Origin of the sequence: Persicimonas caeni (genome assembly GCF_006517175.1) — a bacterium.
Lineage (GTDB): Bacteria > Myxococcota_A > Bradymonadia > Bradymonadales > Bradymonadaceae > Persicimonas > Persicimonas caeni.
In genome coordinates this window covers 3,372,302-3,398,182 of sequence record NZ_CP041186.1, presented here as the reverse complement: position 1 = coordinate 3,398,182, position 25,881 = coordinate 3,372,302, and the positions used below count along the sequence as shown (strand labels likewise).

20 protein-coding genes and 1 pseudogene are annotated in these 25,881 nt (G+C 62.4%); 12 read left to right on the top strand and 9 right to left on the bottom strand.

The features are described 5' to 3' along the window. Nucleotides 1–4: 4 nt before the first annotated feature. Complete coding sequence (locus FIV42_RS12595; RefSeq protein WP_168210601.1) at nucleotides 5–1,027, top strand: OmpA family protein; 1,023 nt, start codon at nucleotides 5–7, stop codon at nucleotides 1,025–1,027. Nucleotides 1,028–1,194: 167 nt separating this feature from the next. Further along, entirely contained in the window at nucleotides 1,195–3,672 is a 2,478-nt protein-coding gene (locus tag FIV42_RS12590; protein ID WP_168210600.1) for a L,D-transpeptidase family protein, read from the top strand. 193 nt (nucleotides 3,673–3,865) lie between these two features. Here the strand turns inward: FIV42_RS12590 and FIV42_RS12585 are convergent, their stop codons facing one another. Further along, nucleotides 3,866–4,603 (bottom strand): TlyA family RNA methyltransferase, encoded by a 738-nt coding sequence (locus FIV42_RS12585; protein WP_141198031.1) that lies wholly within the window; start codon nucleotides 4,601–4,603, stop codon nucleotides 3,866–3,868. A 289-nt stretch (nucleotides 4,604–4,892) separates the two neighbouring features. On the opposite strand from FIV42_RS12585, the gene FIV42_RS12580 reads away from it, so the two are divergent. Together FIV42_RS12580 and FIV42_RS12575 are read left to right on the top strand one after the other, a co-directional pair. After that, nucleotides 4,893–5,723 carry an FHA domain-containing protein gene (locus FIV42_RS12580; protein ID WP_141198030.1) on the top strand — a complete coding sequence of 277 codons (831 nt, stop codon included), beginning with the start codon at nucleotides 4,893–4,895 and terminating at the stop codon, nucleotides 5,721–5,723. A 34-nt stretch (nucleotides 5,724–5,757) separates the two neighbouring features. Next, complete coding sequence (locus FIV42_RS12575; protein WP_141198029.1) at nucleotides 5,758–6,738, top strand: MBL fold metallo-hydrolase; 981 nt, start codon at nucleotides 5,758–5,760, stop codon at nucleotides 6,736–6,738. 14 nt (nucleotides 6,739–6,752) lie between these two features. Here FIV42_RS12575 and FIV42_RS12570 read toward each other — a convergent pair whose 3' ends face one another. After that, the gene (locus FIV42_RS12570; RefSeq protein ID WP_141198028.1) at nucleotides 6,753–7,184 is read right to left on the bottom strand and encodes a hypothetical protein; all 432 of its coding nucleotides are present in this window, start codon (nucleotides 7,182–7,184) and stop codon (nucleotides 6,753–6,755) included. Beyond that, nucleotides 7,181–7,957: a tRNA1(Val) (adenine(37)-N6)-methyltransferase gene (locus tag FIV42_RS12565; RefSeq protein ID WP_141198027.1), complete on the bottom strand. Its 777-nt coding sequence runs from the start codon at nucleotides 7,955–7,957 to the stop codon at nucleotides 7,181–7,183. The genes FIV42_RS12570 and FIV42_RS12565 overlap by 4 nt, the downstream gene beginning before the upstream one ends. A 415-nt stretch (nucleotides 7,958–8,372) precedes the next feature. On the opposite strand from FIV42_RS12565, the gene FIV42_RS12560 reads away from it, so the two are divergent. Beyond that, nucleotides 8,373–11,141 carry a sensor domain-containing protein gene (locus FIV42_RS12560; protein WP_168210599.1) on the top strand — a complete coding sequence of 923 codons (2,769 nt, stop codon included), beginning with the start codon at nucleotides 8,373–8,375 and terminating at the stop codon, nucleotides 11,139–11,141. A gap of 84 nt (nucleotides 11,142–11,225) precedes the next feature. On the opposite strand, the gene FIV42_RS12555 is transcribed toward FIV42_RS12560, so the two are convergent. Beyond that, nucleotides 11,226–11,855 (bottom strand): hypothetical protein, encoded by a 630-nt coding sequence (locus FIV42_RS12555; RefSeq protein WP_141198025.1) that lies wholly within the window; start codon nucleotides 11,853–11,855, stop codon nucleotides 11,226–11,228. 84 nt (nucleotides 11,856–11,939) lie between these two features. Here FIV42_RS12555 and FIV42_RS12550 point away from each other — a divergent pair. Next, nucleotides 11,940–12,422, top strand: a pseudogene (locus FIV42_RS12550) (alcohol dehydrogenase); the annotation flags it as partial. 14 nt (nucleotides 12,423–12,436) lie between these two features. Here the strand turns inward: FIV42_RS12550 and FIV42_RS12545 are convergent. The 3 genes from FIV42_RS12545 to FIV42_RS12535 form a co-directional block, all read right to left on the bottom strand. Next, on the bottom strand, nucleotides 12,437–13,810 hold the full coding sequence (locus FIV42_RS12545) for a di-heme oxidoreductase family protein (RefSeq protein WP_141198024.1): 1,374 nt from the start codon (nucleotides 13,808–13,810) through the stop codon (nucleotides 12,437–12,439). 94 nt (nucleotides 13,811–13,904) lie between these two features. Further along, nucleotides 13,905–15,011 carry an imelysin family protein gene (locus tag FIV42_RS12540; RefSeq protein ID WP_141198023.1) on the bottom strand — a complete coding sequence of 369 codons (1,107 nt, stop codon included), beginning with the start codon at nucleotides 15,009–15,011 and terminating at the stop codon, nucleotides 13,905–13,907. 46 nt (nucleotides 15,012–15,057) lie between these two features. Beyond that, nucleotides 15,058–16,317: a hypothetical protein gene (locus FIV42_RS12535; RefSeq protein ID WP_141198022.1), complete on the bottom strand. Its 1,260-nt coding sequence runs from the start codon at nucleotides 16,315–16,317 to the stop codon at nucleotides 15,058–15,060. Between the two features lie 310 nt (nucleotides 16,318–16,627). Here FIV42_RS12535 and FIV42_RS12530 point away from each other — a divergent pair, with 310 nt between their 5' ends. Both FIV42_RS12530 and FIV42_RS12525 read left to right on the top strand, forming a co-directional pair. Further along, entirely contained in the window at nucleotides 16,628–18,154 is a 1,527-nt protein-coding gene (locus tag FIV42_RS12530) for an apoptosis inducing factor family protein (protein ID WP_168210598.1), read from the top strand. A gap of 123 nt (nucleotides 18,155–18,277) precedes the next feature. Further along, a complete protein-coding gene (locus FIV42_RS12525; RefSeq protein WP_141198020.1) occupies nucleotides 18,278–19,168 on the top strand; it encodes an SDR family oxidoreductase in 891 nt (296 codons plus the stop codon). Nucleotides 19,169–19,175: 7 nt separating this feature from the next. Here FIV42_RS12525 and FIV42_RS12520 read toward each other — a convergent pair whose 3' ends face one another. After that, nucleotides 19,176–21,209: an ATP-binding protein gene (locus FIV42_RS12520; protein WP_141198019.1), complete on the bottom strand. Its 2,034-nt coding sequence runs from the start codon at nucleotides 21,207–21,209 to the stop codon at nucleotides 19,176–19,178. Nucleotides 21,210–21,609: 400 nt separating this feature from the next. Here FIV42_RS12520 and FIV42_RS12515 point away from each other — a divergent pair, with 400 nt between their 5' ends. The 3 genes from FIV42_RS12515 to FIV42_RS12505 all read left to right on the top strand — a co-directional run bounded on the left by FIV42_RS12515 (nucleotide 21,610) and on the right by FIV42_RS12505 (nucleotide 23,926). Beyond that, nucleotides 21,610–21,996 (top strand): response regulator, encoded by a 387-nt coding sequence (locus tag FIV42_RS12515; protein WP_222615444.1) that lies wholly within the window; start codon nucleotides 21,610–21,612, stop codon nucleotides 21,994–21,996. 197 nt (nucleotides 21,997–22,193) lie between these two features. After that, nucleotides 22,194–22,760 (top strand): hypothetical protein, encoded by a 567-nt coding sequence (locus FIV42_RS12510; RefSeq protein ID WP_141198017.1) that lies wholly within the window; start codon nucleotides 22,194–22,196, stop codon nucleotides 22,758–22,760. Next, nucleotides 22,757–23,926 (top strand): hypothetical protein, encoded by a 1,170-nt coding sequence (locus tag FIV42_RS12505; RefSeq protein ID WP_146983773.1) that lies wholly within the window; start codon nucleotides 22,757–22,759, stop codon nucleotides 23,924–23,926. Before FIV42_RS12510 ends, FIV42_RS12505 begins: the two co-directional genes overlap by 4 nt. Here FIV42_RS12505 and FIV42_RS12500 read toward each other — a convergent pair. Then, nucleotides 23,895–24,476, bottom strand: coding sequence for an LOG family protein (locus tag FIV42_RS12500; RefSeq protein ID WP_141198015.1), 582 nt, complete (start codon nucleotides 24,474–24,476; stop codon nucleotides 23,895–23,897). The genes FIV42_RS12505 and FIV42_RS12500 overlap by 32 nt on opposite strands. Nucleotides 24,477–24,702: 226 nt before the next feature. Between FIV42_RS12500 and FIV42_RS12495 the strand changes: the two genes are divergently transcribed. Beyond that, nucleotides 24,703–25,578 (top strand): energy transducer TonB, encoded by an 876-nt coding sequence (locus tag FIV42_RS12495; RefSeq protein ID WP_141198014.1) that lies wholly within the window; start codon nucleotides 24,703–24,705, stop codon nucleotides 25,576–25,578. The last annotated feature ends 303 nt before the right edge of the window (nucleotides 25,579–25,881 follow it).

Sequence of the window (25,881 nt, the reverse complement as noted above, 5' to 3'; positions counted from 1 at the left end):
ACTCTTGGCTGCAACAGTCGCCTTTTTCACCGTGCTGGTTTTGTCTGCGTCTGCCTTCGCTCAGGCCGGCTTTCAGTACAAGGTCAATAAGAAGGTTCAGGTAGGCCAAGGCTACCCGAGCTTGGTGCTGCAGGCCACCGGGAACATCTCGAGCGGTACGGTGACCTTCAAGCGCTCCGACGGCAAGTCGTTCACCAAGCAGATCGGCTCGTTGAGCGCCGGCGCGACCAAAGAGTTTCCCATCAAACAGCCTGCCGGCACCCACAAGTACGAGGTGACCATCGAAGCCAAGGGCAGCGCCGGGGAGACCGTCAAAACCAGCCTCGACATCGAGGCAACGCTGGTCGCCGAGCTCGAGTTGTCGGTCGATCCCAACAAGGCGCGCATCGGCAAAGGCGAGATTCCGGTCCGCGCCAACCGCCCCATGGACCGCGTCGAGACCGAGATCTTCGACTCCAACGGCAACAAACTCTACGAAGGCACCCAAAGCTTGGGCGGCAAGAAAGGCACCTTCATGGTCAAGTGGCCCGCCAAAGAAGATGTCGGCGGCATTCGCCTCAAGGCCTACGACGTCGATGGCTTCTGGCGAAGTGTGTTGCTCGAGCCGTTCTGGGTCGAGATTCCGCACAAAGAGGTGATCTTCAACTTCGGCAAGGCGAGTTGGGACAACTCGGAGGAGCCTAAGCTCGAGGATACGCTGGCGAATATTCGCGAGGCGATGAAAAAACACCGCGACAAAGGCCTGCAAATGCAGCTTTATATCGCCGGCTACACCGACACAGTCGGTTCGAAGTCGGACAACTACAAGCTGAGCACCGCCCGAGCGCGCGCGATCGCCAAGTGGTTCGAGAAGAAGGGTCTCGACATCCCGATCTACTACCAGGGCTTCGGCGAGTCCGTCTTGGCAGTGAACACGCCCGACGAGACCAAAAACGAGAAGAACCGTCGGGCGATCTACGTGCTCGGAAACGCGCGGCCTCCCATCTCCAAGACGCTTCCCAAGGCGAATTGGAAGCGTGTTCGCTAAGCTTCTTGAAATGTTTGGGTTGTGGGTAGAGTTGTAGCTACGTAGAGACACATTATGACGCCGATTTTGTTGATCGCGTAGCTTCTTTGTCCGACACTGTCGCTTGCTCGATCAGAGCGCGATTCGGGGACAAACACTGCCGCACCACTCAGCATATGATCCGACCGTTGGATAAAAGAAATTTCGCTGCGCTTGCCGCCACCCTGGCGGTCGGCACGCTCGTCGCCTGTGGCGAGCCGAATATCTCCCAAGAAAAGGCCTCGCCGTACGTCGACCAATGGTCGAAGAGCGTCGAGGGGACGTTGCGCGAGATGGCGGTGGCGCCGGCGGGCAAGAAGAACTTCCAGGAGCGACTGCAAAAAGCCGCAGCCCAGGCCGAGTCGAAGCTCCAGCGAGACGAGCCGCCCTACGACGTTTTGGTCAACAGGGTCTATCAGGGCATCGACTACCAGTTCGCGTTGGTCGAGCGCACCGGGTTGACCGATCGCGGCCAGGCGGTGTGGAAGACCCTCGAGGCGGTCGAAGACCACGCGCTCGACGCTGACGACTATACGCTGGCCGAGATTGGCTCCGGTCTGGAGTCGCTCGAGAAGGCGAACGCGCGCTTCGAGAAGCTCGAGACCTTCGAGACGAGCGACGCCGAGAAAGATGCGGCGATCGCCTGGCTGACCCAACAGCCGGTGTCGACCTTCGAACTCACCGATGACAATCACGCCAAGCTGACCCAGACGGTGCTCGACTCCGACAGTGGGCAGCGTATGAAAGAGCGGCTGGCCAACTATGAGACGGTCAGCACCGAGATCGCCGCGCTCGAGGCCAAGGTCGAGCATTTGTTGATGCAGAACCTGGCGCGGTATGCGCGCCAGATGAAGCATTTCCGCATCCACGAGATCTTCGTCCACCCCAAAAACTTCGACCGGTGGACCAACCCGAATATCGAGGGGCGGCGGCCCGACAAAGCCGAGGCGACCTGGCACGCGCGCGTCGCCTGGCGTACAGCGGCCAAGATGACCCGCGACATCGCCGAGAAGAAAGAAGCCGAGATCTTGCACAAGCTCATCGAGCAGGATCTCGAGAAGGCGCTCACCGGCGACGTGAACACCGCGTTGGCCAGCCTCAAGCCGGCGCAGCCGCAGTACGCCGGGCTCCAGAAGGAGTACGTGCGCTACAAAGAGATCGCCGAGGCCGGCGGCTGGGAGAAGGTGCCGGTGACCCGCGGCCTTCGCCCGGGGCGCGAGCACGAGGTGGTCGCGAAGCTCAAGAAACGCCTGCAGGTCGAGGGTTTTTATCCGGCCGACGCGGCCATCGACAACAAGTACGACGACAAGCTCGAAAAGGCGGTCGAGGCGTACCAGGAGACCCACCAGATGCAGGTCACCGGCAAGCCGCACCACATGTTCTGGGCGAGCGTGAATATCCCGGCCAAGCGGCGCATGGAGCAGATCGCGCTGAATATGCAGCGCTGGCGCGAGTCGGATATCCGCCACGACGACCCGATGTACGTCTACGTCAATATCCCCGACTTCCACGCTGAGGTCTGGAAGGAGCAGGAGCGCAAGCTTCGCTTCCGCATCGTGGTCGGAAACAACGACCTGGCGCCCAAAGAGAAGCGCGAAGCGGCCCGGAAGAACAAGGACGAGTCGTTCAAAAAGCATCCGAACCGCACACCGACGCTGAGCGCGTATATCGACCGGGTGATCTACAACCCGTACTGGAACGTGACCGAGCGCATCCGCGACGAGGAGATCTTGCCGGAGGTGCGCGCCTCGGTCGAGGCGGGCTACAAGGCCAAGATCAAGCGCTTGCTCGGCGTGCCGACCAAGAAACCGTCCGAGCAGGCAGGCGAAGAGAAGTCAGAAGAGGCGACGCTGACCGGCACGGTCGGAACTACACCGAGCGCCGAGGCGCAGCAGGAGCAGGCCACCGAGATGGTCGGTGCCGACGCCATCGCCAAACTTCGTGAGCAGAGTGGTGCGGTCGAAGCCGCACCGGCCAAGCCGACACGCTCGGCAGAGTCTTTCTGGTCGAAGAATGGCGACGGCCGGCTCGTCTTCGACGTCGCCGCGCTCAGGCAACTCGTCGGTGGTGGCGCGCCCGACGCCGGGTCGGCCGACACCGCCGGTGAAGCCGCGCCGTCGAGTTTGGCTGCCAAGTTCCCCTACATCGATCCGGCCACCGGCCAGGTCAACGTCAACTCGACGAATCCCGACGCCATCCCGGGCTGGTACGAGGCGAACAACTACGAGGTGATGTTCCCGGGCAAAAAGTGGGAGTACGTGCGCATGAAGCAGGGCGACGATAACGCACTGGGCAAGGTCAAAGTGATCTTCCCGAACCTGCACGACGTCTACCTGCACGACACGCCGCACAAAGCGCTGTTCAGCCGCGACATCCGCGCGTTCAGCCACGGCTGCATGCGCATGCACGAGCCGCTGACTTTTGCCGAGTACCTGCTCGAGCAAGACGGCAAACTCGACGAGTACAACGTGCGTCGCATTCTCTCCGAGGGCACCTACGAGCCCATCTTCTTGGACAAGCAAATCCCGGTGCACATCGACTATGTGACCGTGCGCGTCGATGATCAGGGCCGGGCGAACTTCTTGGCCGACATTTACGACTACGACAAGTTCAAGGAAGAAGGGTGAGGCGCCTGGGTTTCTGGAGTGCTATTAGAGGCGAGGGCAAACAACGCCCTCGCAAACTACAATTTGAGGGTCGTGTGAATGCGGCTTTTGTGGTGCATGTGGGAACACTCAAATTGTAGTTCTGCGCGTAGTTCAGCGCCCCTAATAGCTGGCGAAGCAACTTCTGCAAGGCCACCTCTTCTGTGAGGCAATTTTAATTGCCCCGCCTCAACCACACCAGATGCTCGACGTTGCCCGCCGGGCCGTGGACCTCGGAGTCGACGGACTCGACGCACGTCATGCCCAACGTGCCGGCGTACGCGATGATGGCGTCGATGGCCTGCTGGCGCACCTCTTCGTCGCGCACCACCCCGCCTTTGCCGACATTGTCTTTGCCGACCTCGAACTGAGGCTTGATGAGCGCGATGACGTCGGCGTCGTCCTTCAGGAACGTGAGCGTGTTGGGGAGGACGAGCTCCAGTGAGATGAACGAGCAGTCGATGACCGCCAGGTCGCACTTTTCGGGCAGGCGATCCTCTTCCATGTGCCGGATATTGGTCCGCTCGATGACCTCGACGCGCTCGTCTTGGCGTAGCTTCCAGGCCAGCTGGCCGTAGCCGACGTCGACCGCGTAGACCTTCTTGGCCCCTTTTTGGAGCACGCAGTCGGTGAAGCCGCCGGTCGAGGCGCCCACGTCGATGACGACCTTGCCGGCCGGGTCGTAGCCAAAGGCGTCGAGCGCGCTCTGCAGCTTCAGCCCTCCGCGTGACACGTAGGGATTGACGTCGCCGCGAAACTCGATGTCGGCGCCGACGTCGACCTGTGTGCCCGCCTTGTCGACGCGCTCGCCGTCGACGAAGACCTTGCCGGTCATGATCATCGCTTTGGCTTTGCTGCGCGAGCGGGCCATCTCGCGTTCGGTCATCAGGATGTCGAGGCGTTTCTTTGGCATGGCGTGATCGGAGGCCTAGTGGTCTGGGAGCTGCAACAGGTGACAGGCGAAGCCAAGAACCAAAAACCAAGAACCGGGAACATTTGCAACCGGAGTCGTCAGCGACGAACTCGAATGTGAGGACAACTCGTCGACATGCCACGAGAACCGACAACCCAATTCTGGACACTTTTCCATACAATATGCTAACGTGCCCAATCGTTGGCAGAAGCCAAGATGACGCCGAAGTCGCTCCGCGCACGGGACCGCAGAGCGCTGTGTTCCCCAAGTCATGAGGGGAAAGTTCTCGATGACCGACCAGAATCGAAAGACGCTTCGTAGCTTTTATTGCCGCGACTACCTTTGGGAGCTCTTCGAGCAGATGACCCAAGAGCTGGGCTGCTCGATGGACTACCTGATCAACGAGTCGATGCGCCTCTATGCGCGCAGTCGCGACTACTCGCCGGGTGAAGGTGCTGGGCCCAACGGTGGCCAGCAGCGCAGCTCGAGCGGTTGGGGCCAAGGACAGCCCAACAACGGTCGCGGCGGGCCTCAATATCAGAGCAATCAACACCAGAGTGCGCCCCAGCAGAATATGGGCGGACCTCAAGGTGGCTCCGGGATGGACCATCGCACCTTCCAGCGGGTGCCGGCGGTGCGCGGCGGCAACGGCCAGCAAAACCAGGGCTTCGGCGGGCCGTCTGGGCCGCCCCAGCAGCCCCAGCAGCCCCAGCAGCGTGGTCCAGGCGGTCCTCCGCCTCCCCCGCCGCGCCCCGGCCAGCAAAATTACGGGCAACAGCAGCGCCCGACCCACCAGAGCCCGCGCGGCAGCGGTTTTGGTCAGCAGCAGGCCCAACAGGCCCCGCTGTATATGATCTTCAACAACAACCGTTACGTGATCGACTCGGACAAATTCGTCATCGGTCGCGGCAGCCAGCACACGGATCTGACCATTCGCGACGGTAATATCTCGCGCAAGCACTGCGCGATCATCCATCGCAACGGCAACTACTACATCAAAGATCTCGACTCGACGAACGGCATCGAGTTCCGCGGCAACCGCATCGAGTCGAAGCGCATCGAAGAGGGCGACGTCTTCTATCTGTGCGATTACGAGCTGCGGTTTACTTATCAAGGATAGAGATCGAGGAATCGAGTTGGCCCGCACAGAGCGAGTGACGGAACACATTTCGCGGATCGAGCTGAGTAAGCCGCAGGGCTTGCCGTCGCTGGCGAGCGAGCCGACCAACGTCTACCTGCTGCACGGTGAGGCGCCGGCTCTGGTCAATGCCGGCCATCCGTCGCAGTTCGATGAGCTGTGCCGCGCGCTGCGCGAGCTCGACGTGGAGATCGCCGACCTCGAGCGCATTGTCTACACCAGTTGGAACGTCGAGGTGTTGGGCGCGGCGGCCAATCTTCCCAACGTCGACCACTTTGTCTTCAGCCCCGACATGGGCGAGCCGTCCGATTTCGAGGCACATCTCGAGGCTCGGCGCGCCGAGATTCGCTCGCTCGCCGAGCGCGTCGTCGCCCAAGAGGAGAGCTACAACGAGGAGGATCTGGAGTCCGTCGACGCTTATTTGTCGGCGTATTATCCGCCCATGCCCTCGAACCTTCGGTTCATTCCTGTGCGCAGCGGCCATGTGGTAGCGGCGGGCTCGTTTCGGCTCGAAGTGATGGCCACTCCCGGGCCGGCTGCGGGCCACGTCGCCCTATATGATGCCCAAAAACACACCCTTTTCGGCGGCGACTTTTCGGCAAGCGGCCTTCCCGCGCACATGGAGGAAGTCCAAGCCTACCTGATCAGCTTGGAGCGGCTGCAAAAGCTCCAGGTCGACACCCTGCTTCCCAACCGCGGCAAGCCCGTCAAAAAGCGCGGCGACTGGACCCTTCGACGGGCGTTGCGATTCCTGAACAACTTCATGAACAGCGCGCCGGCGGCGATGCACAATGCTCCCACCGTCATCGAGTTCATCGAGCGCGACCTCGGTCACCACATCGACGATTTGGCGGAACTCGTCTTACAGCTCGAGCGCTACAGAGCGCCGATGGACGAGCTTGTGCGCGCTCGCATGATCGACGCCGAAGGTGAGGGCTTGGCACGCCGCTACGGGGTCGACGTCGAAGACGATCGGGCGCCGCTGCGGCCCAAATAATGCTCGACGTCCTTCTATTCTTTCTCGATTTGGCGGATCTCGAAGGCGGGAAATTCGACGCCATTCGAGGTCGCCTCATCGCCCGATAGCGCGCCTCGAAGCTCGACGGTCGCCAAGGTCAGCGAATCATCGCCGAGATGTTTGTCGACCGCAGTGAGCGTTTTCTTATCACCCTCCAAAAAGACGCGCGTCCACCGGCCATGAATGTAGATTTCGTGGGCCGGCGCTTCACATCGACACGGGTTGAGGCGGGCGGTGACCACATACTCGTCGACGCTCTCCGACTCTTCGAATCCCTCTTCGACACCAGCCAAGACCGCCTCTTTGCTCTCCGAGAACGCCTCTTCGAGCGGATCGACGGGGGGGCCGGGGGTCGAGCATGCCGTCGTCAGTCCCAAGAAGACCGAGCACAGGCAGCCTAGCAAGGTGTGGAGGCGAGTGTTCATGGGGTCGCATCGTCGCGAGTGCGTGATTGAGGCCGCGGCGCCTGTTCGATGCGCCGTTGGACCTCTTCGGTATAGTCGTGGGCGTTTTGGTAGATGTAAAGTGGCGGGCGCACCTTGAGATCGGGGGCGCCTCCGCGGCGAAGCACCGATTCGACCAAGTAGGCGTCGGTGTCCTCTCGCGAGTGGAAAAAGCGCATCGACTCGAAGGTCAAATCGGTGCCCTCGGCGGCGTGCATCAGGTCGGCCAGGCGAATCGGCGGCAAGATGACCTTGAGACGACCGCGCTGGCCCAACACATACCGGGCCGCGTCGACAAAGTCGGCGAGCTCGCCATGTAGTTCGTGACGCGCCGCTGCGCGCTGGGCGTGGCTGCTCGGGCGGCGCTCCCCCTGGCGAAAATACGGCGGGTTGCACACCACCAGGTCGGCCGAGTGCGCGTCGAACAGGTCGCGAAAATCACGCACATCGCCATGTACCGCATCGACCCTCTCGGACAAATTGTTTAGAGCGATATTTTGCTCCAAAAGTCCGAAGAGCGAATCTTGCCTCTCCACGGCGACCACGCGGGCCTCCTCCCATTGACGCGCTACGCACAGGGAGACGATACCCTGGGCGGCGCCCAGCTCCACGATCGTGGGCGCGGCACCCATTTCGGGCAGGTCCGTGGCCAATAAAAGCGCGTCGAGGCCGAAACGATAGCCTCGCTCGTGCTGTAAGATCGTGAGTTCTTCGTCTCCGAGGACGTCGCGGGTTGTCTTGGCTTGTTCAGTCATTTCGAGTTCTCGAGGGGTCGGCGGATCGGCCAAATCATTCCAGTTTAACTAAAATTCTTCAATTATGTTGAAATTTTACTCGTCTAGTACCACACTAATCAGTACTATTAGATCACGCACATTCTTAACCACGTGAGAGAGTGCAACGTTTCCCGAGAAGCAGCGAGCCGGGGGTTGTTGTTACTAGAGAACAAGATGTTGAACTTAAATAACAGGATGCTTTACGGGCGTGCACTCACGTGAGATCGTCTATACTGTTGAAAAAGAGCATAGAAAGAAGAAGTCTCGAGCTCCGGCATTGAGAATGACCGCACCACAAAACGGTCACAATCAAACGAAACCTGGGGGAGTTTCTAGCGTCACACTTGTTTTCGGCTACGCCGTCAGCGGCATCGTGTGGATTGCGGGTTCGCAGGTGGCGATTGACGAGTTGGTCAGCGACTCGCCACAGTCGCTGGTGTGGGACGTGTTGCCCGAGACTGGCTTTGTGCTGATCACCGCAGTGGTGCTCTTCTTTTTGGTGCGCAAGCACCACTCCTCGCTCGAAAGTTGGCAGTCACGTCTCGAAGATCAAGAGCGCCAGCTCGAAGGGATCGTCGAGACGGTGGCCAACGGGGTGATCATCGTCGACCTCGATGATCGCATTCTTCAAGTCAATCAGGCGTTTACCGAGCTCTTTGGCTACGCGATGGAGGAGGTTTGTGGTCAGACCACCGAGTTTTTGGCGGTGGCTGGACAGCCTCAGGAACTCCAACCGGTTTATGTGCTCCAAGAGGCCAAGCGCAGCGGGCTGTGGAGCGGCGAAGTACTTCGCCGTACCAAAGACGGCAGCTCCATGCCGGTGCGCTTGAGCGTGGCCCCCATTCAAAACGAGCGCGGGGAAGTCATCGCGTATGTCGGCGACTACCAGGATTTGCGCGCGGTCGAAGAGGCCCGCGAGCATGTCGAAGGTCTGGGAGAGGTCATCGAGAGCCTGTCTCAGGAGATGAATATCGACAAGCTGGGTCAAAAGGCGGTCAGCGCCGCCTTGATGGTGACCGGCGCCGATATTGGCGGAGTGGCCCTTCGCGACGAAGACGGCATGGTCTCCTATCGCTGGGCCGTGGGAGCTTCACCCGATGACATTCCAGGGTTGACCGAGCCTTTCGAGGTCACTCGCGGCTTGGCCGGCAGGGTCTTCGAGTCCGAATCTCCCATCATCGTGTCGGACTACGCCGAGGTCGACGCGCCGAACCTGGGCCTTGCCAAGGCGGGAGTCGGAAGTGGGCTTTCATGCCCGGTGATGGTCGCAGGAGATTGCGTCGGAGTACTTAGCCTGGGCATCTTCGAGCGCACGGGCGCTTTCGAAGATCGCCACGTGCCGCTCGCCGAAGCGATCGCGCGCCAGATCGGCGTGGCCCTGCAGCGCCAGCAGTTGCTCGACGACGTCAAAGAATCCGAGCAGCGCTTCCGTCAGCTCGTCGAGACGGTGCCAGACATCATGTATCTGGTCTCCTACCCGGACTTCAAAATCCGCTACGTGAGCCCGGCGGTCGAGGGGCTGCTCGGCTTTACCTCCGAGCAGTGCATCGCCGATCCGAAGCTGTGGTGGAAGCAGATGGAGCCTTCGGATCGCCAGCGGATCGAAAGGGAGGTCTTCGCCCAACTCGAAGATCGCGACGAGTACGTCATCGAGTACCGCCTGTGGCACGCCGACGGGCGCCAAAAGTTGTGGTTCGAAGACCGCGGGCACATCCAGCGCGACGAGGACGGCGAGCCTGTGGGCGTGGCCGGTGTATTGGTCGATATCACCGAGCGAAAGCGTGCCGAAGAGCGTCTGGAATATGTCGCCTATTACGACACGATGACCGGACTTCCCAACCGTACGCACTTCCTCGAGGAGCTCCAAGAAAGGTTGGATGCATGCCAAGAGAAGGGAGAGTGCACCACTGCGGCGCTGTTGTACGTCGACGTCGACCGCTTTCATCTGGTCAACGACATCTTGGGTCACGAGGCAGGCGACGAGCTTATTGTCGAGGTCGCCGAGCGGCTGCGAAAGATCTTCGGAGAGGACGCGCTGCTCGCTCGCCCCAACGCCGACGAGTATTTGATCTATGTGCCCGACATCGCCGAGGCGGGGGCCAGTGAGTCGGAGCAGAGCGCAGCCGCAGGAAAACGCGCCGACGAGCTGCTCGAAGCGATGAAGGCGCCGGTGACGCTACTGGGCCAAGAGTCGTATGTGACCGTCAGCATCGGCATTAGCCTCTATCCGAATGACGCCGACGACGCCGACACGCTGGTCAAGCACGCCCACCGGGCGATGAACCGGTCCAAAGAGATGGGCAGAAGCGGCTACTGCTTCTACGCAGGTGAGCTCGCCCAACGCCAGCAGCAACTGCTGTCGCTCAATACGCGGCTGCACCGCGCGCTCGAGCGCAAAGAATTTTTGGTCTATTACCAGCCGATCATCGACCTGCGCGACGGCAGTCTGATCGGCGTCGAGGCGTTGATCCGGTGGAAGTCCCCCGAGAAGGGGCTGGTTTCGCCAGGCGTCTTCATCCCGGTGGCCGAGGAGACCGGGCTGATCGTGCCCATTGGCGACTGGGTCATCGACGAGGTCTGTCGTCAGCTTCGCGAGTGGGAAGACAAGGGGATGTCGTTGTACTCGGCGATCAACCTGTCGGCGCGGCAACTCTGGCGAGACGACACGCTCGACAAGATCACCGACGCCATCGAGCGTCACGACCTGTCGCCGGATCTCGTCGAATTCGAGATCACCGAGAGCGCCACGATGATGGATCCGTCGCATATCTCCCAGATCATGGAGGAGATGCGCGCACGGGGTTTGAAGATTTCGATCGACGATTTTGGCACCGGCTACTCGTCGCTCGAGCGTCTCAAGCATATGCCGGTGCGCACCCTCAAGATCGACCGCTCCTTTGTGCGCGGCGTGCCCAAGAACGACCGCGACGCCAACATCGTGACCACGGTCATCCAACTGGCTCGCAACTTCCGCATGCACTCGTTGGCCGAGGGAATCGAGACGATCGAGCAGTGGAAATTCTTGAAGGACCTCGGCTGCCCTTACGGCCAGGGTTACTACTTCAGCAAGCCTGTGCCCGCGGCCGACATCGAGAAAATGATGCGCGCCGAGCAAAAGTGGGCGATCGACGACGAGGACACCCCCAAGACGGTGCTGAACTAGTCGTGTAGCACCGCCAGGGATGCCCTCGCGTCGTTGTTGTTGGTGGGTTTTCAGCTCACGACGTCTCAGTCGCTGTCACCTCACTCAGTAACTCTCACCTTGGTCAGGCGTCGCCGGCTGCCCCTGTTCTTCTTGTTGCTGCATGTCTTGCTGCTCCATATCGGCCGGCTGGTCATGAATCTTTTGCAAGACCTGCTGGTAGCGTTGCTGGAGCTGTTGGTCCTCGCCGAGCATCATCTGAATCGCCAGAAAGCGGTCTGTCTCCATGCCGGCGTTCTGGATCATCGAGGTCTCTTCGGGCGACAGTTCGGGTAGCTCGTCGGGCGGACCGCCACCGATCTGGCCACGCTGTTCCTCGCGTTGCTGCTCGATGCGCAGCTTCAACTCGGCGTAGGTCGCCAGTTGTTCGTCGGTGATGTCGCTCGCCTCGAGCTGCGGGATAGGCTGCTCTCCTTCCATCTGGCCCATCTGCTGTTGGTCCATCTGGCCCATTTGCTGCTCTTCTTGGTCTTCCCCCAGGCCGAACTCCTCCTCTTCGGTCGGTTCTTCGCCCACCGGCATGCCGACTTGCTCGTCAGCCTCGGTGGTCTCCATGTGGGTCTCTTCGTACTCCTCTTCCGGGCTGTCGCAAGCCGCGGCGCCGAATGCCAATCCCAGAGCCGCGAGCAACCCGGCGAGGCGGTGTGTCCATGTCTTAGCTGTTTGATTTTGCATAAGAATCTCCCCTTTCGTGCGTGCTGTGCGAAAAGCTTCACAGGCAAACTCAATTTAAGAACATTGGGGAAGATGGTTATGGTTGGAGTCGGCTCGGCCGCTCATATCCTCACCCAGGTTGCGCTCTATGAAGGCAAAGAGGTCTACGCCTTTACGCGCCCGGGAGACGAGGAAGGACAAGCCTTCGCGCGCCGATTGGGCGCAGTGTGGGCCGGGGGAGCCGATGAAACGCCGCCTGAAGAGCTCGACGCGGCGATCTTGTTCGCCCCCGTCGGCGAGCTTGTGCCCGTCTCGCTTCGGGCGGTCAGAAAGGGTGGCATCGTCGTGGGAGCGGGCATCCACATGAGCGAGATCCCGGCGTTTCCGTATGACATCTTGTGGGGAGAGCGGGTGGTGCGCTCGGTGGCCAACTTGGAGCGCAAGGACGGCGTGGAGTTTTTGGAACTCGCCCCGAAGGTGCCGATTCGCACCGAGGTCACCACGTTCGACTTGAGCGAGGCGAACGAAGCGCTCGATGCGCTTCGCAAGGGCGAGTTCCAAGGATCGTGCGTGCTCACGATCAGCTGATCATCACGAGCTGGTCACAGGGACTGGAGGAAGGCGACCAGCGCCTCGCGCTCCGAGGCGTCGAGTTCGTCACGGAACTGATTTCGAGCGGCCTCGGCCTCGCCGCCGTGCCACAAGATCGCCTCCTCGAGCGTGCGTGCACGACCGTCGTGCAGGTAGCCCGAGCCGGGGAGCACCGTCTGGGTCAACCCCACGCCCCACAGCGGCGGCGTGCGCCACTCGTAGCCGTCGGCTTCGAAGTCGGGGCGCTTGTCGGCCAACCCTTCGCCCATGTCGTGCAGTAGCAGATCGGTGTAGGCGTGGAAGGTCTGGTTCGCCAGTACTTCGATATCACTGTCGCCCGTCTCGAGCGTAGGCGTGTGGCAATCGGCGCAGCCGACCTGCTCGAAGAGTTTCTCGCCCTGCAGGACCAGCGGGTCGTCGATCCGGCGTCTGGCCGGCACACCTAGTGACTGCGAGTAGAACGTCGACGCGTCGAGGGTGTTCTGGTCGATTTCGGTGGTGCCATTTTCGCCGGGGAAGACCGGGTTCGTCACACCCATATCGTCGTGGTAAGCCGCTGCGCTCTGCTGCTCGAGGTCGGGCTGGTTGGCTTTGAGGCCAAATCGGCCGATCACTGCTTGTTGCTCGCGGACGCTCCAAACGTAGTTGGGGCGCCCCGAGATGCCGTCACCGTCGGCGTCGTCGGGGTCGGCCAGCGCCAGAAGGGTCTCCTCGGGGACTTCCTCGAGCAGGCCCAGACCAAAGATGGGAGGCGGCTGGCGAAGCGAGGTCAGCACATTGTCGGGCAGCGAGCTGCCGTCGGGAAGCTCGACGCTGACCACCGGCTTGCGCAGGCTGTAGGGGGTGCCGTCGGCGTACTCGCCGGGGATTTCTTCCCATTCGAGGCTGGTGTAGGCGTCGGGCTCCTCGCCGTAGACGGCGTGGTCTTGGATCTGGAAACCGAGCCCCGGCACCGGGGCGTTGCCGGCGGTCGGGTCGACCTCGCCGTCGGCCAGGCTCACCCGGATCAACAACTGCGAGCGCAGCGCGCCGGCGCTCAGCCGAGGCATGCCGCGTCCGTTTCGGATATGGCAGGAGTTGCAGCTGTTGTTGTTGAACACCGGGCCCAGGCCGGGATTGACCTCGGCAGGAGCGGTGACGAATTGAGCCTCGAAGGCCGCGTCGCCCTCGAGATGCAGCTCATCTTCCTCGGCGGTCAGGCCGGGCGCCGGCAGGGTGAACGCGTGCGAGGACTGATCGAAGACAGTGGTGCCCCCGCCGGACATTCGGGCCGCGTCGTCGGTTTTGCCGGCATCCGAGTTTTGATCACCGCAGCCGGCCAGGGACACGGTGGTCGCGAGGCCGGCGAAGGAGACGAGCGCGAGGGTTTTAGACAAGCGTTTCATTCGTCATGCTCCCTGTTTCGAGGGCATCCCTGTTTCGAGGGCATAGGAGCGAGGGCATAGCGTCGAAGGCGAGATGCCCCCGCTCCGATACGGTTTACTGGCCGGTCACCAACGGCTGGACGTCCTGTTCGACGGTCGCCTGCACCGTGGAGATGGCGGTGATGGCCTCTTCGATCTTGGCGCGGCCGGCGTCGTCGGTGATGGCGTCACGGAACGGCTCGGGCACCGCATCGAGGGCGTCGATGGCGGCCTGGATCTCCGCCTTGACGCGCGCGTCGAGGTCGGCGTCCTGAGCGGCGACGAACGCGGTCAGACCTTTGCCGGAGGTGCCCGCGGCGTCGGCTTTGCCCAGGTAGGCGTTCTGCACACCGATGATGTTGTTTTTGAAGTCGGTCAGCGAGTTGTAGCTGAACTGGCTCTCGACGAGCGTGGTGTCGCGGTTGTCGAACGGGTCGGCAATCTTACCGTTGGCGACCTCGTCGAGGATGGTGATCATGCCGGTGGTGATCTCCTGGCCGGCGGCGGAGAGCGACGGATACGCCTGGTTGCCGTCGGCGCCGGCGGTCGTGAAGACTTCGCGGTAAGCGGACTGGCCGTCGACGCCGTCGGTCCAGCTGGTGGCCAGCAGGCCGGTGGTGCGCTTCAGGTCGGCGGTGGTCGCCGTCAGGTAGTCGAGCTCGCGGTCGCTAAGGTCGGCTGCCGTCTTGGTGCCGCCGTCGCCGAACAGCAGGAATTCGATGGTGTGGAATCCCTTGAGGCTCGCGTCGAGTCCTTCGACGTAGGCCTGGTCGATGGTGTCGTCGCCAGCGAGCACTTGCTCGAGGTCGCTGCGGTTGACCGGCCACGAGTCGAGCGCGGGGTCGTAACCGTTGGAGTCGACGGGGCCGAACAGCGACGCTTCGCTCTGCTCCCACGGCTCGCGGGTCGAGACCCAAGCGTCGCGGGCGGCTTCGAGGTTGGCGTCAGTGGGATCGCCGGCCAACGCGTCGACGGCGGTCTGCAGCTCGCCGGCGCGGGTGTCGAGGAGTTCGTAGGTCGGGATGACAACCTGGTCGGCGTAGTCGACGACGATCTGCTCGTCGTCGAAGCTCGTCGACTCGACGGTTTCTCCACCATCGTCACCGCAGGCAGCGGCGCCGACGGCGAGGAGAATCGCGAGGGCGGTCAGGAGGTTGCGAATAGCCCGGTTAGACAACTGCATTTGATGCTCCATCAGGTTTGGTACACGTGATTTCATTCAACGGGCTTCAGTAAACGAAGCCCAGTCCAAGACGGACCCGGTTCTCGCTGTTGAGTCGGTCGGAGCCGAACGAGCGGTGGGTCCAGTCGAGCTTGGCGGTCACAGCCTCGTCGAGGGCGTAACCGATCCCTGCGGCGTACAGAGTTTTTTCGAATCTGGGGTTGTCGAAGAGGTCCTCTCGCGTGTCGAACATCGTGTCGTAGTACTCGTAGCGCACGTACGGCTCGATGCGGTGACGCGGGTTCAAGGCGGTGAAATCGGCGACGTCGACGCCGAGTTCGGCCCAGCTGGCGAACGCCTGCTCGGCGACCGGGGTGCGAAGCACTTCGAGGTTATTCGACAGGTTACGGTTCTTCTCGGAGATGACGTCGGCCTTCTCGAGCTTCCCCCAAAGGGCCATGGCACGGGCGCGCACCGGTCCGCGCTCGATGGCGGCGTGGGCATCGACCAGCAACAGCGGGGCGCTGACGTAGCCGCACGGGGCCACCTCACGCTGGAGGTCGCCGTCGGGGCACTGCTCGGCGAAGTCGGGCTTGGGCCGGTTGCGCGAAGTGCCGCCGTAGTAGACCGACACGCCGAACATCACGCCGTCGAGCGGCGTCACGTCGACGCGTCCGATGCCCGCCAAGTCGGTCGCGCGCACCAACTCGAAGCGTCTTTGGTGGCCCGAGGCGACCCAAAACTGCGAGCTGAACCCGGTCGAATCGAGCCCGTTGACCACCTGCGCGGTGAGTTCGACGGGGCCCAACTGGCTGCCGACCTCCAGACCCAGCTCATCCCACACACCCGGAATCACCGTTTGTTCGGACTCGGGGCGGCCGGCGGCCAGGTATTCGGTCGGCTCGTACAGCTCGGACAGCAGCCCCATGGCCACATAAAACCGCCCCGCGCGCACCCAGAAGGCGTCGTCGGCGAAGGATTTGGCCAGGTAGAGCTCCTCGACGACGACCTCGCCGCCCTTCTCGACCTCTTGCTCGTACTCGCCGAATTCCTCGTACTCGAGCTCGAGCGCTGCGCCGGTACCGCCGTGCTCGAACTCGATTTCAGCGCCGAATTCGATCTCGTAGGGCATCTCGCCTTCGAGCTCGAGCACGAAGCGGGTCTGCTCGAAGACCAGCCGCGAGTCGTCCCGCGAGCCTCCCTCGCGGTTCTGGTTCGGCCCGAAGTCGAGCCACGAGAATTGCAGCTCGCCGTAGCCCTCGAGCTCGAGCTTCCAGGGGCCCTCGGTGACAACCGCGTGCTCTTCTTCGGCGTTTTCAGATGCCACGCCTCGCGCGGGTGCCAGCGTGAGAACTGCCCCTGCAAACAGAGGCAGCAAGAGATTCGAAATGGTGCAGACGCTTCGCATGGTCAGTCAGGTATCGAACAGTTTGTGTGAAATTGAAAACCGATTTCAATTTCATCTCGGCAAGTGTTGTAAAGTGAGGAGCGAGCGAGATCAAGCGTTTTTTTCGAAACATTTGTTCGGAAAAATTTGCGTCTATCGCCGGAAAATCGTGCGCGTCTTTACACCCACCCTCTCGGTTCTAGCTTCTTCCCAACCTCCAGACCCCAAGACTCCAAGCCCCAAGACCCCTATGCCCACCAAAACCGTAGCGAAAGTCGACGATCTTCAAGACGGCGAGATGAAGCAGGTCGAAGTCGGTGACACGGACGTGCTGCTCACCCGCATCGACGGTGATTATCACGCCGTGGGCGCGCATTGCGTGCACTACGGCGCACCCCTGGCCAATGGGGTGCTCAGTGGCAACACGGTGATCTGCCCGTGGCACCATGCCGTCTACAACGTGACCGACGGCGAGCATATCGAGCCGCCCGGGCGTGACTGTCTGAACAAATTCGAGGTGAATATCGAGGGCGATGAGGTGGTCGTCACGGTGCCCGACGGCGCCGAAGAGCACCGCCAGCCCGACTTCGGGGGCGCCGCCGAGGGAGACGAGCGCGAGTTTCTGATTTTGGGCGCCGGCGCGGCCGGAAGTTTCGCCGCCGAGACGCTTCGGCGCGCGGGCTACACCGGCAAGCTCGCGATGATCACTTATGAGGACGACCCACCCTACGACCGGCCGAACCTATCGAAGGCTTACTTGGCCGGCGACGCCGAGCCCGACTGGCTGCCGCTTCGCGAAAAGTCGTTCTACAAGGCGTTCGACATCGATCTGGAGTGCGGACGTGCCGTCGAGCGCGTGGAGGTGGGCGACAAGAAGATCATCTTCGACGATGGCGAGACGCGCACTTACGACGCGTTGTTGTTGGCGACCGGCGGCACACCCCGAACGCTGGACATCCCCGGCACCGAGCTCGACCAGGTGATGCTGCTTCGCAACGTGGCCGACGCCGACGCGATCATCGCGGCGGCCGAAGACGCCCGAAAGGCGGTCGTGATCGGGTCGAGCTTTATCGGCATGGAGGTCGCCGCCTCGCTCACGAGTCGCGACATCGACGTGTCGGTCGCCTCCATCGACCGCATCCCCTTCGAGCGGGTCTTGGGCGAGCGGGTCGGCGAGTACTTTCTGAACATGCACCGCGACAACGGCGTCGAGTTCTACCTGGAGCGCGGCGTCGAGCGCATCGAGGAGCGCGATGGCTCGCGCGTGGTCGTCCTCGACGACGGCACCGAACTCGAGGCCGACTTGGTGGTGATGGGCGTCGGCGTGCGCCCGCGCACGAGCTACCTGTCGGGCATCGCGCTCAACGACGACGCCAGCGTCACCGTCGACGCGACCATGAAGGCCGCCGACGGCCTGTGGGCCGCCGGCGACATCGCCCGCTTCCCCCACCCGAAGACCGGCGAATCGATTCGCATCGAGCACTGGCGCCTGGCCGAGCAGCACGGCAAGATCGCCGCGCTCAACATGGCAGGCGAACACAAAGAGTACGACGAGGTCCCCTTCTTCTGGACGCGCCAGTTCGACACCTCGGTCAAATACGTCGGCTACGCCCACGACTGGGACGAGATCAACATCGAGGGCGATATCGGCGAGGGCAAATTCATCGCCCGCTACCTCAAAGATGGCCGAGTCTTGGCCGCTTGCGGCACGATGGGGGCGAAACTGACCGAAATCCACGACCAGATGCGCCGGGGAGAGGAGGTTGCGCCGGCATAGCCAAGGATCGAACCACCAAAGACGCGCGCTTCGCGCCCTTCGCGGTTCGATCCTTTTTGACAAACTCACCAGAGGAACGACAGTATGTCAGCGAACACTAACCTACCGAGATGAGACGCTGACATGTCCGATTACCGATCGATTCTTCGCGACGACATCTTTGCCGGCAAGACCGCCATCGTGACCGGCGGGGGCAGCGGCATTGGCCGCTGTATTTCGCACGAGCTCGCCCATCTGGGGGCGCACGTGGTGTTGGTGGGCCGCACCCAGGAGAAGCTCGAAAACGTGGCCGCCGAGATCGAAGAGGACGGCGGCGAGGCAAGCTGGGAGACGTGTGACATCCGTGAGGAGGAGCGCGTCAAGGAAGTCATCGCCAGTGTGGTCGAGGCGCGCGGGCGCATCGATATTCTGGTGAACAACGCCGGCGGGCAATTCGCCGCGCCGCTGGTGGGCATCTCTAAGAAGGGTTGGGACGCCGTGGTGGGGACCAACCTGACTGGCGGGTTTTTGATGGCGCGCGAGGTGTTCGACCAGTCGATGAAAGAGGGCGGCGGGGCCATCGTCAACATCGTGGCCGACATGTGGAAGGGGATGCCCGGTATGGGGCATTCGGGCGCGGCGCGCGCCGGCATGATGAACTTCACCAAGACGGCGGCCGTCGAGTGGGCGGCGACCGGGGTGCGCGTCAACGCGGTGGCGCCCGGTTGGATCGCGTCGTCGGGCATGGATACCTACCCCGACTACGTCAAAGCGACGATTCCCTCGTTGCGCGAAAACGTGCTCATGAAGCGCCTCGGCACCGAGGCCGAGGTCAGCGCGGCGGTCTGCTTTTTGTTGTCGCCCGCGGCGGCGTTCATCACCGGCCAGACCCTGGCCGTCGACGGTGGCGCGCCGCTGTACCCGGGCAATTTTCCGATTCCCGAGCACGACGCGTCCGAGGCGTTCAACGGGTTTCACCGCTCGTCGATCCCGGAGTTTTTGCGGGAGTATGTGGAGAAAGGTGAGGAAGGGTGAGGGAGGGTTAGACGTCGATGAGTTCCTGTTCGGCTGTCCATAGGTGATCGACGACGCGGTCGACCGCCTGGCCCAGGTGGTAGCGAAGCGTGCTGTAGGCCATCCCGAGTTCTTCGGCGATGGCCTTCTGCTTTTTGGGGTTGCTCTGCAGGTAGGTGCGATCGAGGACTTCGACGTGGCGTTTGTCGCCGCCGGTCTCGCCCAGCGAGTGGCACGCCTCTTCGAGAAGCTCGCGCAGTGTCTCGACGAGGTTCTCGGGGCGTGAAGCATCATCACAGTGGGCGAGGACCAACGGCGTTTCGAGCATCGGGTTGCACTTGAGTCGGTCGCCACGATGAAAGTGCTTGAGCGCTTGCTTGACCGCGGTCTTGAAGTTCTCGCGGGATAGCAAGGTGGGCGTGGGCGTATTCTCTTGCCGGGGCGGCGCGCCCATCAGTCCGTAGACCATGTCACGCAGCCAGTCGGTGCGGTCGATTTTTCGCCAGTCCTGGGCGAACACCACAAAGGGGGTCTCGTCGAGCTCGAACTGGCCCAGAGGCTCCAAGCGGTTCTCGGGGCGGGTGACCCACTTTTTGGGGTGGGCATGAACGGTGAGTCCGACCGCGACTCCGGCGCTGGCCGCGATGCGGTGGAAGATATGCACGAACATACGCGTCTGTGCACCGCTCCAGTCTTGATAGGTGTCGGTCGCCATCCAGAACCGGCAGATTCGGGCCGTCTCGCCTTCGCGAAGGGGCGCTTCGTCCAAATAGTCCTCGACAATGGCGATCGCCGGGTCGATCCGGGAGGCATCTGGGCCCATGCGATCGAAATCGAGAAAGTGACAAAAGCCTACGCACGCTTCTTCGGCATCGCGCACGGCGACAAGCCCCTCGGATTGCTCTTGTTGCCAGTGCCGGGCGAGTTTGGCCGCCTCTTCGCCCTCGAAGCGACACACGGTCTGCACGCACTGGTCGAATTCGGCCTCCGTGGGCGTGTCGGTGTAGTAGCGCATCGCCTCGACGGGAGCCCATTCGTTGAAGATGTCGTCGCGTAACAAATAGCCCAGATCGATGATCGCCTGCTCGTAAGCCTCACCGGAGGACGACTCCGCTTGGTCGAAAAAGTAACTCATGGCGCGGCGCAGCATCCGCTCGCGCTGACGCTCTTCGAACAGTCGCATCTCGTCGTTGAGCAACCGGCGGATGGAGTCGTGGGGGGAAAATCCGCGCTCGTCGTGGGAGAAAAAGGGCCGCTCGGCCAGCCAGCGCAACAACTCGGAGGCGTCGTCGACATCGAGGACGTCGGCGAGCAGTGGCTCGGTGGTCCGACGGACCAAGCTGGCCAGCTTCATCGCCTGGCGGTGGGCCCGCGAAGGGGCCTCGCTCAACAGACGGCGAAGCAAGAGTCGCAGATCATCGACGGCCGCCTCGCAGCTGAACTCTCGGTCGGGGTGACGGCTGACCACGTCGGCGGCCACGGTCAGCGCCAGGGGATGGCCTTGGGCAAATTGGGCGACCGCAGCACGCTGTTGTTCACCAACGCCCCGCACCTCGAGCAGCTCGAGACTCTCGCGATCGCTGAGCTCGGAGAGCGTAAACGAGTCGACGATCTTCTCCCACCCGGGAGCCGTCAACCAAGCGTCGTCCAGCGGGGAGCGGGCGGCCGTGACCATGTGCACCGAGGAGGGGAGGCGCCGCAGCAAGTCTTGGCGCATCCATCGGTGCAGAGCTTGCCAGTGGTCGAACTCGTCGACGGCGATCAGTAAGTCTTCGTCCTCTGCCGCCTGGAGCGCGGGGGCCAGCCCCTCTTCGAGCTTCGAGGCTACGGTCTCGATGGCAGCGGCGTCGAGCCACAGAATCTTCCACCCGTGTTCGCGCGCGTATCGGCAGAACTCGTGCAACAGCGCGGTCTTGCCTATTCCGGCAGGCCCGGTGACGTGCAGCAGGTGGCAGTCCTCGTCGCGCAAAAAACGCTCGAAGCTGTGGCGTTCACGCTGGCGTCCGACAAATGTGTCGGTACCGGCGCGCTCGAGTAGGTGGGCCCACTTTTCCGTCTCCATGATCACCTTGTGGGCAACATCTTTACGACACATCCATTCAATGCCATCACGACAAATCCAAGAAGCATGCGCTCCAGACAAGCTTTGGGTGTTATCCCCTCCAAAGCTGTATGAGGATTTGTGGTGACTATAACCGACTCTGCTATCTGGGACAATCCGAGTTGGCGAGCGGCCGAGTTTCTGCTAGGACCGCCGCACCGCTTGTTGTTTGAAGGGATGATGGTACGCACCGATTGCGCGTGAGCGCTGGAGTCACCCGACAACGGTGACGATATTACCAGTGCAGTAAGAATGGATGGCAATCTCTCCGCAATTGAGGACCGTGACGGAGGTGTTGCCGAATGAATGGATGTGCTCAAGCTCACACAGATCGTCGCGGCTGACTGAGGAGTTCGACCAAATGGCAGAGTTAGGAGCAGATGGAAGCAACGGGCTGCGGGTATTGGTGGTTGACGACAACGTCGACATCGCCGACGCCTTAGCTGCGCTGCTCGATCTACAGGGGTGTCAGGTAAGGGTGGCGCATCACGGCGAGGCCGGCCTCGAAGAGGCGCTCGACTTCGAGCCCGAGGTTATCTTTTTGGACATCGGCCTGCCGGGCATGGATGGCTACGAAGTCGCCCGCCAACTGCGAAGTCACAGTTTGGGAGATCACACCACTCTCGTCGCGCTGACCGGCTACGGACAGGCCTCGGACCGTCAAAAGGCTGTCGAGGCCGGCTTCGACCATCACCTCGTCAAGCCCGCGCGCCTCGACCAAATCCGCCAGATCCTCGACCAAGCCTGAGCACTCCAAGCTCGACCACACGTCCCGACCTCGAAGCCTGTCACAGCACCTGAAGCTACGACTCTCTCTATTGTTGCCCGCCGCCGGGCACCTACGTTTGGGGTGTCGGAGTACCATCAGTCTGGCAGGCTATGCGGCGATGTAGTCCCACCTTCATATCTCTCACGATTTTTGCGGCTGTCTTCGCCCAGCTTCTCGTGGTCACGCGCGCGAGCGCAGGCGACGAAGAAGAGGAAGAGGTCGTCAAAGAGAAGCGCGAAAAGATCCAGCGTCTGGTCCCGGTGCTGCGCCCTCACGCGCCCTGGGCGCAAGTCGAGCTGGGCGGAAGCTTCTATGACACCCGGCGCGAGGTCTTCAGCCCGCGCATCAACGTCGGCCTTCTGGGCGGCTATCGCTTCGAAAACTTAGGGGTTTTCTCGCTGGTCGAACTCGACCACAACTGGGATTTCACCCAGGAGACAGACACGCTGACGTTGCTCAACGCCGGGGTGGGCGTGGAGGGGCTGTACGTGCTGGGTCACGCCCGCACCAGCGCCATCGCCGGCGTGTCGGTGCTGCTCGAAGATACCGACCTCGACGAGGCGGGGACGTCGGGGTGGTTTCTCGACATTCGGCCCGTCTCGATCCGCTGGGCGATCGGCGAGCAGGCGGCCTTCGAGCTGACGCCGGTGGGGCTCGATCTGACCGTGCCGGTGACCGACGGCATCCCCTTGGTGCTCGTCTCGTTCATGACGCGTCTCGGCTTCGAGTGGAGTGTGCGATGATGTCTCGCAGTCGACTTCTCGTGGTGTTGTGCACGTTGGCCCTCGGATGGTTGGCGCCGCCGCCGGCCAGCGCGTTCTATATCCTGTCGCCCAAGAGCGAGCCGTGCCACGAGCGGCTGATGCTGGGGGCGCTCGGCGCCGAAGCCGAGCCCTTTGGTTCCGCCGGCTCCGCCGGGCCCAAGCTCGTCAGCCTGCTCACCGAGCGCGTTCGGGCGAGTGGTGTGCCGGACGACGAAGAGACCCGCGCCTTTGTCGACGAAACCGCGCAGCGCTACGGGTTCTCGGCGCAGTCGTGGGCCGAGAAGTTCGTCCTCGCCTCGTTTGTGGCCGGGGTGCGCCAGCCGGACACCGACGGGTTGAGTGTCATCAAGTTCAACGAGACGCGAAGCTTGCACCTGCAGGATGGCAACCAGCCCAAGCACTCGCTGCGCCAGAGCGACCATGACTACGAAGGAGGCGATGCGGCTGCGATCGAGCGCGCTCGAGAGGTGGTCGTCGAACGCCTCGAGCGGGCGCGGTCGAGCTGGCAGACCGACGAGGAGTTGCTCGAGCGGGCGCGCTGGAGCTTTGCCTATTACGGCGAGGTCGATGTGTGGCTGGTCGCGGCGGCGTTTCATCTGGGGCGCGCCGCCCACGTGGTTCAAGATGCCTACGCTCACACGCTGCGCGACGACGAGATGAGGGTGGTGGCGATGAGCAACTTCGTCGACGTCGTCGAGGAGCGCTACTTCGAGCCGCGAGACGGCCCGGCACATTCCAAGCGCCTCGACAAGTGCGACACCGACGAGAGCGCCTTCGACGAGATGCGCGTGGTCGAAGCACGCGAGGCCACCGTCGAGTTGGTCGCCGTGCTCGGGCTCGTGCTTTCTGAGTCGGCCTCTCGAACGCGGCTCGAGGAGCTCTTGGATCGACCACTCAACCGGGTCTACACCCTGCGTGAGGGCTGTACGGTCGACAACGCCTACTGCGGCAGCGCTTGGGCGCCGTTGGCCGCGAGTGAGCCGACCGAGCCCTACAATCTGACGCTGTGTGCGACGGGCGATCCGTCTTCGCCACGAAGCCTGCACGGCGCGCTCATCGCCGCCGCCGTGGCCTCTTTGGTGGTGGTGTGGCGCCTGGCGCGAGCTCGGGGGTTCAGGTCTCGCTCTCGTCGATCCACTGCTTGACCGCCGGGGGGTCGTAGGCGCGCAACTGGGCGATGAGATCGTCCGGCGAGTCGCCACTCAGGATGATCCGGCGGTGATCCTCCCACAAAAAGCCCTCGGCCACAGCGTGGTCGAAATACGAGATCAGCGGGTCGAAATAGCCCTCGACGTTGAGCAGGCCGCACGGCTTTTTATGGATGCCGAGCTGCGCCCAGGTAAAGATCTCGGCGAACTCCTCGAGGGTGCCCATTCCGCCGGGCAGCGCCATGAAGCCGTCGGCCAGGTCGGCCATCATCGCCTTTCGCTCGTGCATCGAGCCGACCACATGCAGCTCGGTCAACCCGCTGTGGGCGCGCTCCTTGTCGTTGAGCCCCGTCGGGATCACGCCGATGACCTCGCCGCCTTCGGCGAGCGCGGCGTCGGCCACCTCGCCCATCAACCCGACACTGCCGCCGCCGTAGACCACTCGGAACCCTTCGCGTGCGAGCGTCGCGCCGGTCAATTGGGCGGCCTGCGCATAGACGGGATCGTTGCCGGGAGATGAGCCACAGAAGATGCAGATGGTTTTCATGGTGGGGGTTTGGGGGTCTAGGGTTTGGGTGTTTAGGGGTCTCGGGTTTGGGGATTTAGGGGTCTCGAGTTTAGGGTGGAGCGTTGTTGTCTTCGAAGTTAAAGGCTGGTCGCCCGAGCGACAAATGCCATGTTTGAAACAATCCGCTTGTTGCAAGTGAAACTCGTTTTCATTAAGAAACTGGTTAGGTTTTCGAAGTGTCGGGAACACGAGCGAAACGTTATCTATGAATCTCAAAGGTGCCATTGTGGTCTCCGCGCTATTGCACGTCGCCCTGCTGGGCTACGCGCATACCGTGGAGGTACCCGAAGAGGTCGAGGCCCAATCGACCGCATTTCGGGAGCTGGCGTCTGTGCAGATGAAGGTCGTGCTCCCCGACGAGGTGTCGGAGGATGGAAGCGAGGACCCGGCAGAAGGCGTCCCGGATCCCGTGGAGCCGGAGCCTGAAGAAGAGCCGGAGCCCGAGCCCGAACCGGAGCCTGAAGAAGAGCCGGAGCCCGAACCCGAGCCCGAACCGGAACCCGAGCCCGAGCCGGAGCCCGAAGAAGAACCCGAGCCGGAAGAAAAGCCCGAGCCCGAAACAGAGCTGAAATCGGTGGTCACCGACAAGACCGAGGACTCCGACAGCCCCGTCGAGACCGACTCTGAGGCCGAGGCGACCGCCAAAGCCCGAGCGTCGACCGCGCCGGTCGATTCGGGCGACGGCAAGGGCACTGCCCGCGCCGACCAGACCGCCGAGAAGGGCGTGGGCAGCGCCTCCAAGCAGTCGGGCCCGCGCGGCATCCGCAAAGGCACCGGCGTCGACCACAAAAAGCTCAACCAGCGATACGGCCTCATCCTGCACCGCCACATCAGCAAGGCCAAGTCCTACCCGCGCTTTGCGCGCAAAGCAGGTCTGGAGGGGCGCGTGCTGGTCAAGATCACCGTCGACCGCTCCGGTCGCATCTTGGCGGTGAAGGTCTATAAATCATCCGGCCACACCGTCCTCGACGAGAGCACCGTCGATACCATCCGCAACCTCGAGCGCTTTCCCGTGCCGCCCCAAGAACTCACCTGGCAGCAGAAGACGTTCGTCTTGCCGGTGAGCTACAAGTTGGGGTGAGGTTCTGTATTTCGGGCGGAGAGAAGTGCTTTGCAGCTCGACCGCTGCAGTCAGTCAAGCAACTTGTAAGCAATCATGAGAATGTGGTGCCTTTACGTTCTTGGCCAACGATTGCCTTGCAGGAGCGTGGCGCCAGCTATTGAAGAAACTAATATTAAAGGGCGGACAAGTCGCGGCGCATCTGCGGGGCGGTGCATCTCGGCAACAGCCACGTGGCTTATCTGCACGACGACCGCCTCGCGCAAACGCTGCTGGTCGTCCGCCCTTCAATGCTAGTTCCACCTCAAGAGCACGTGGCTTATC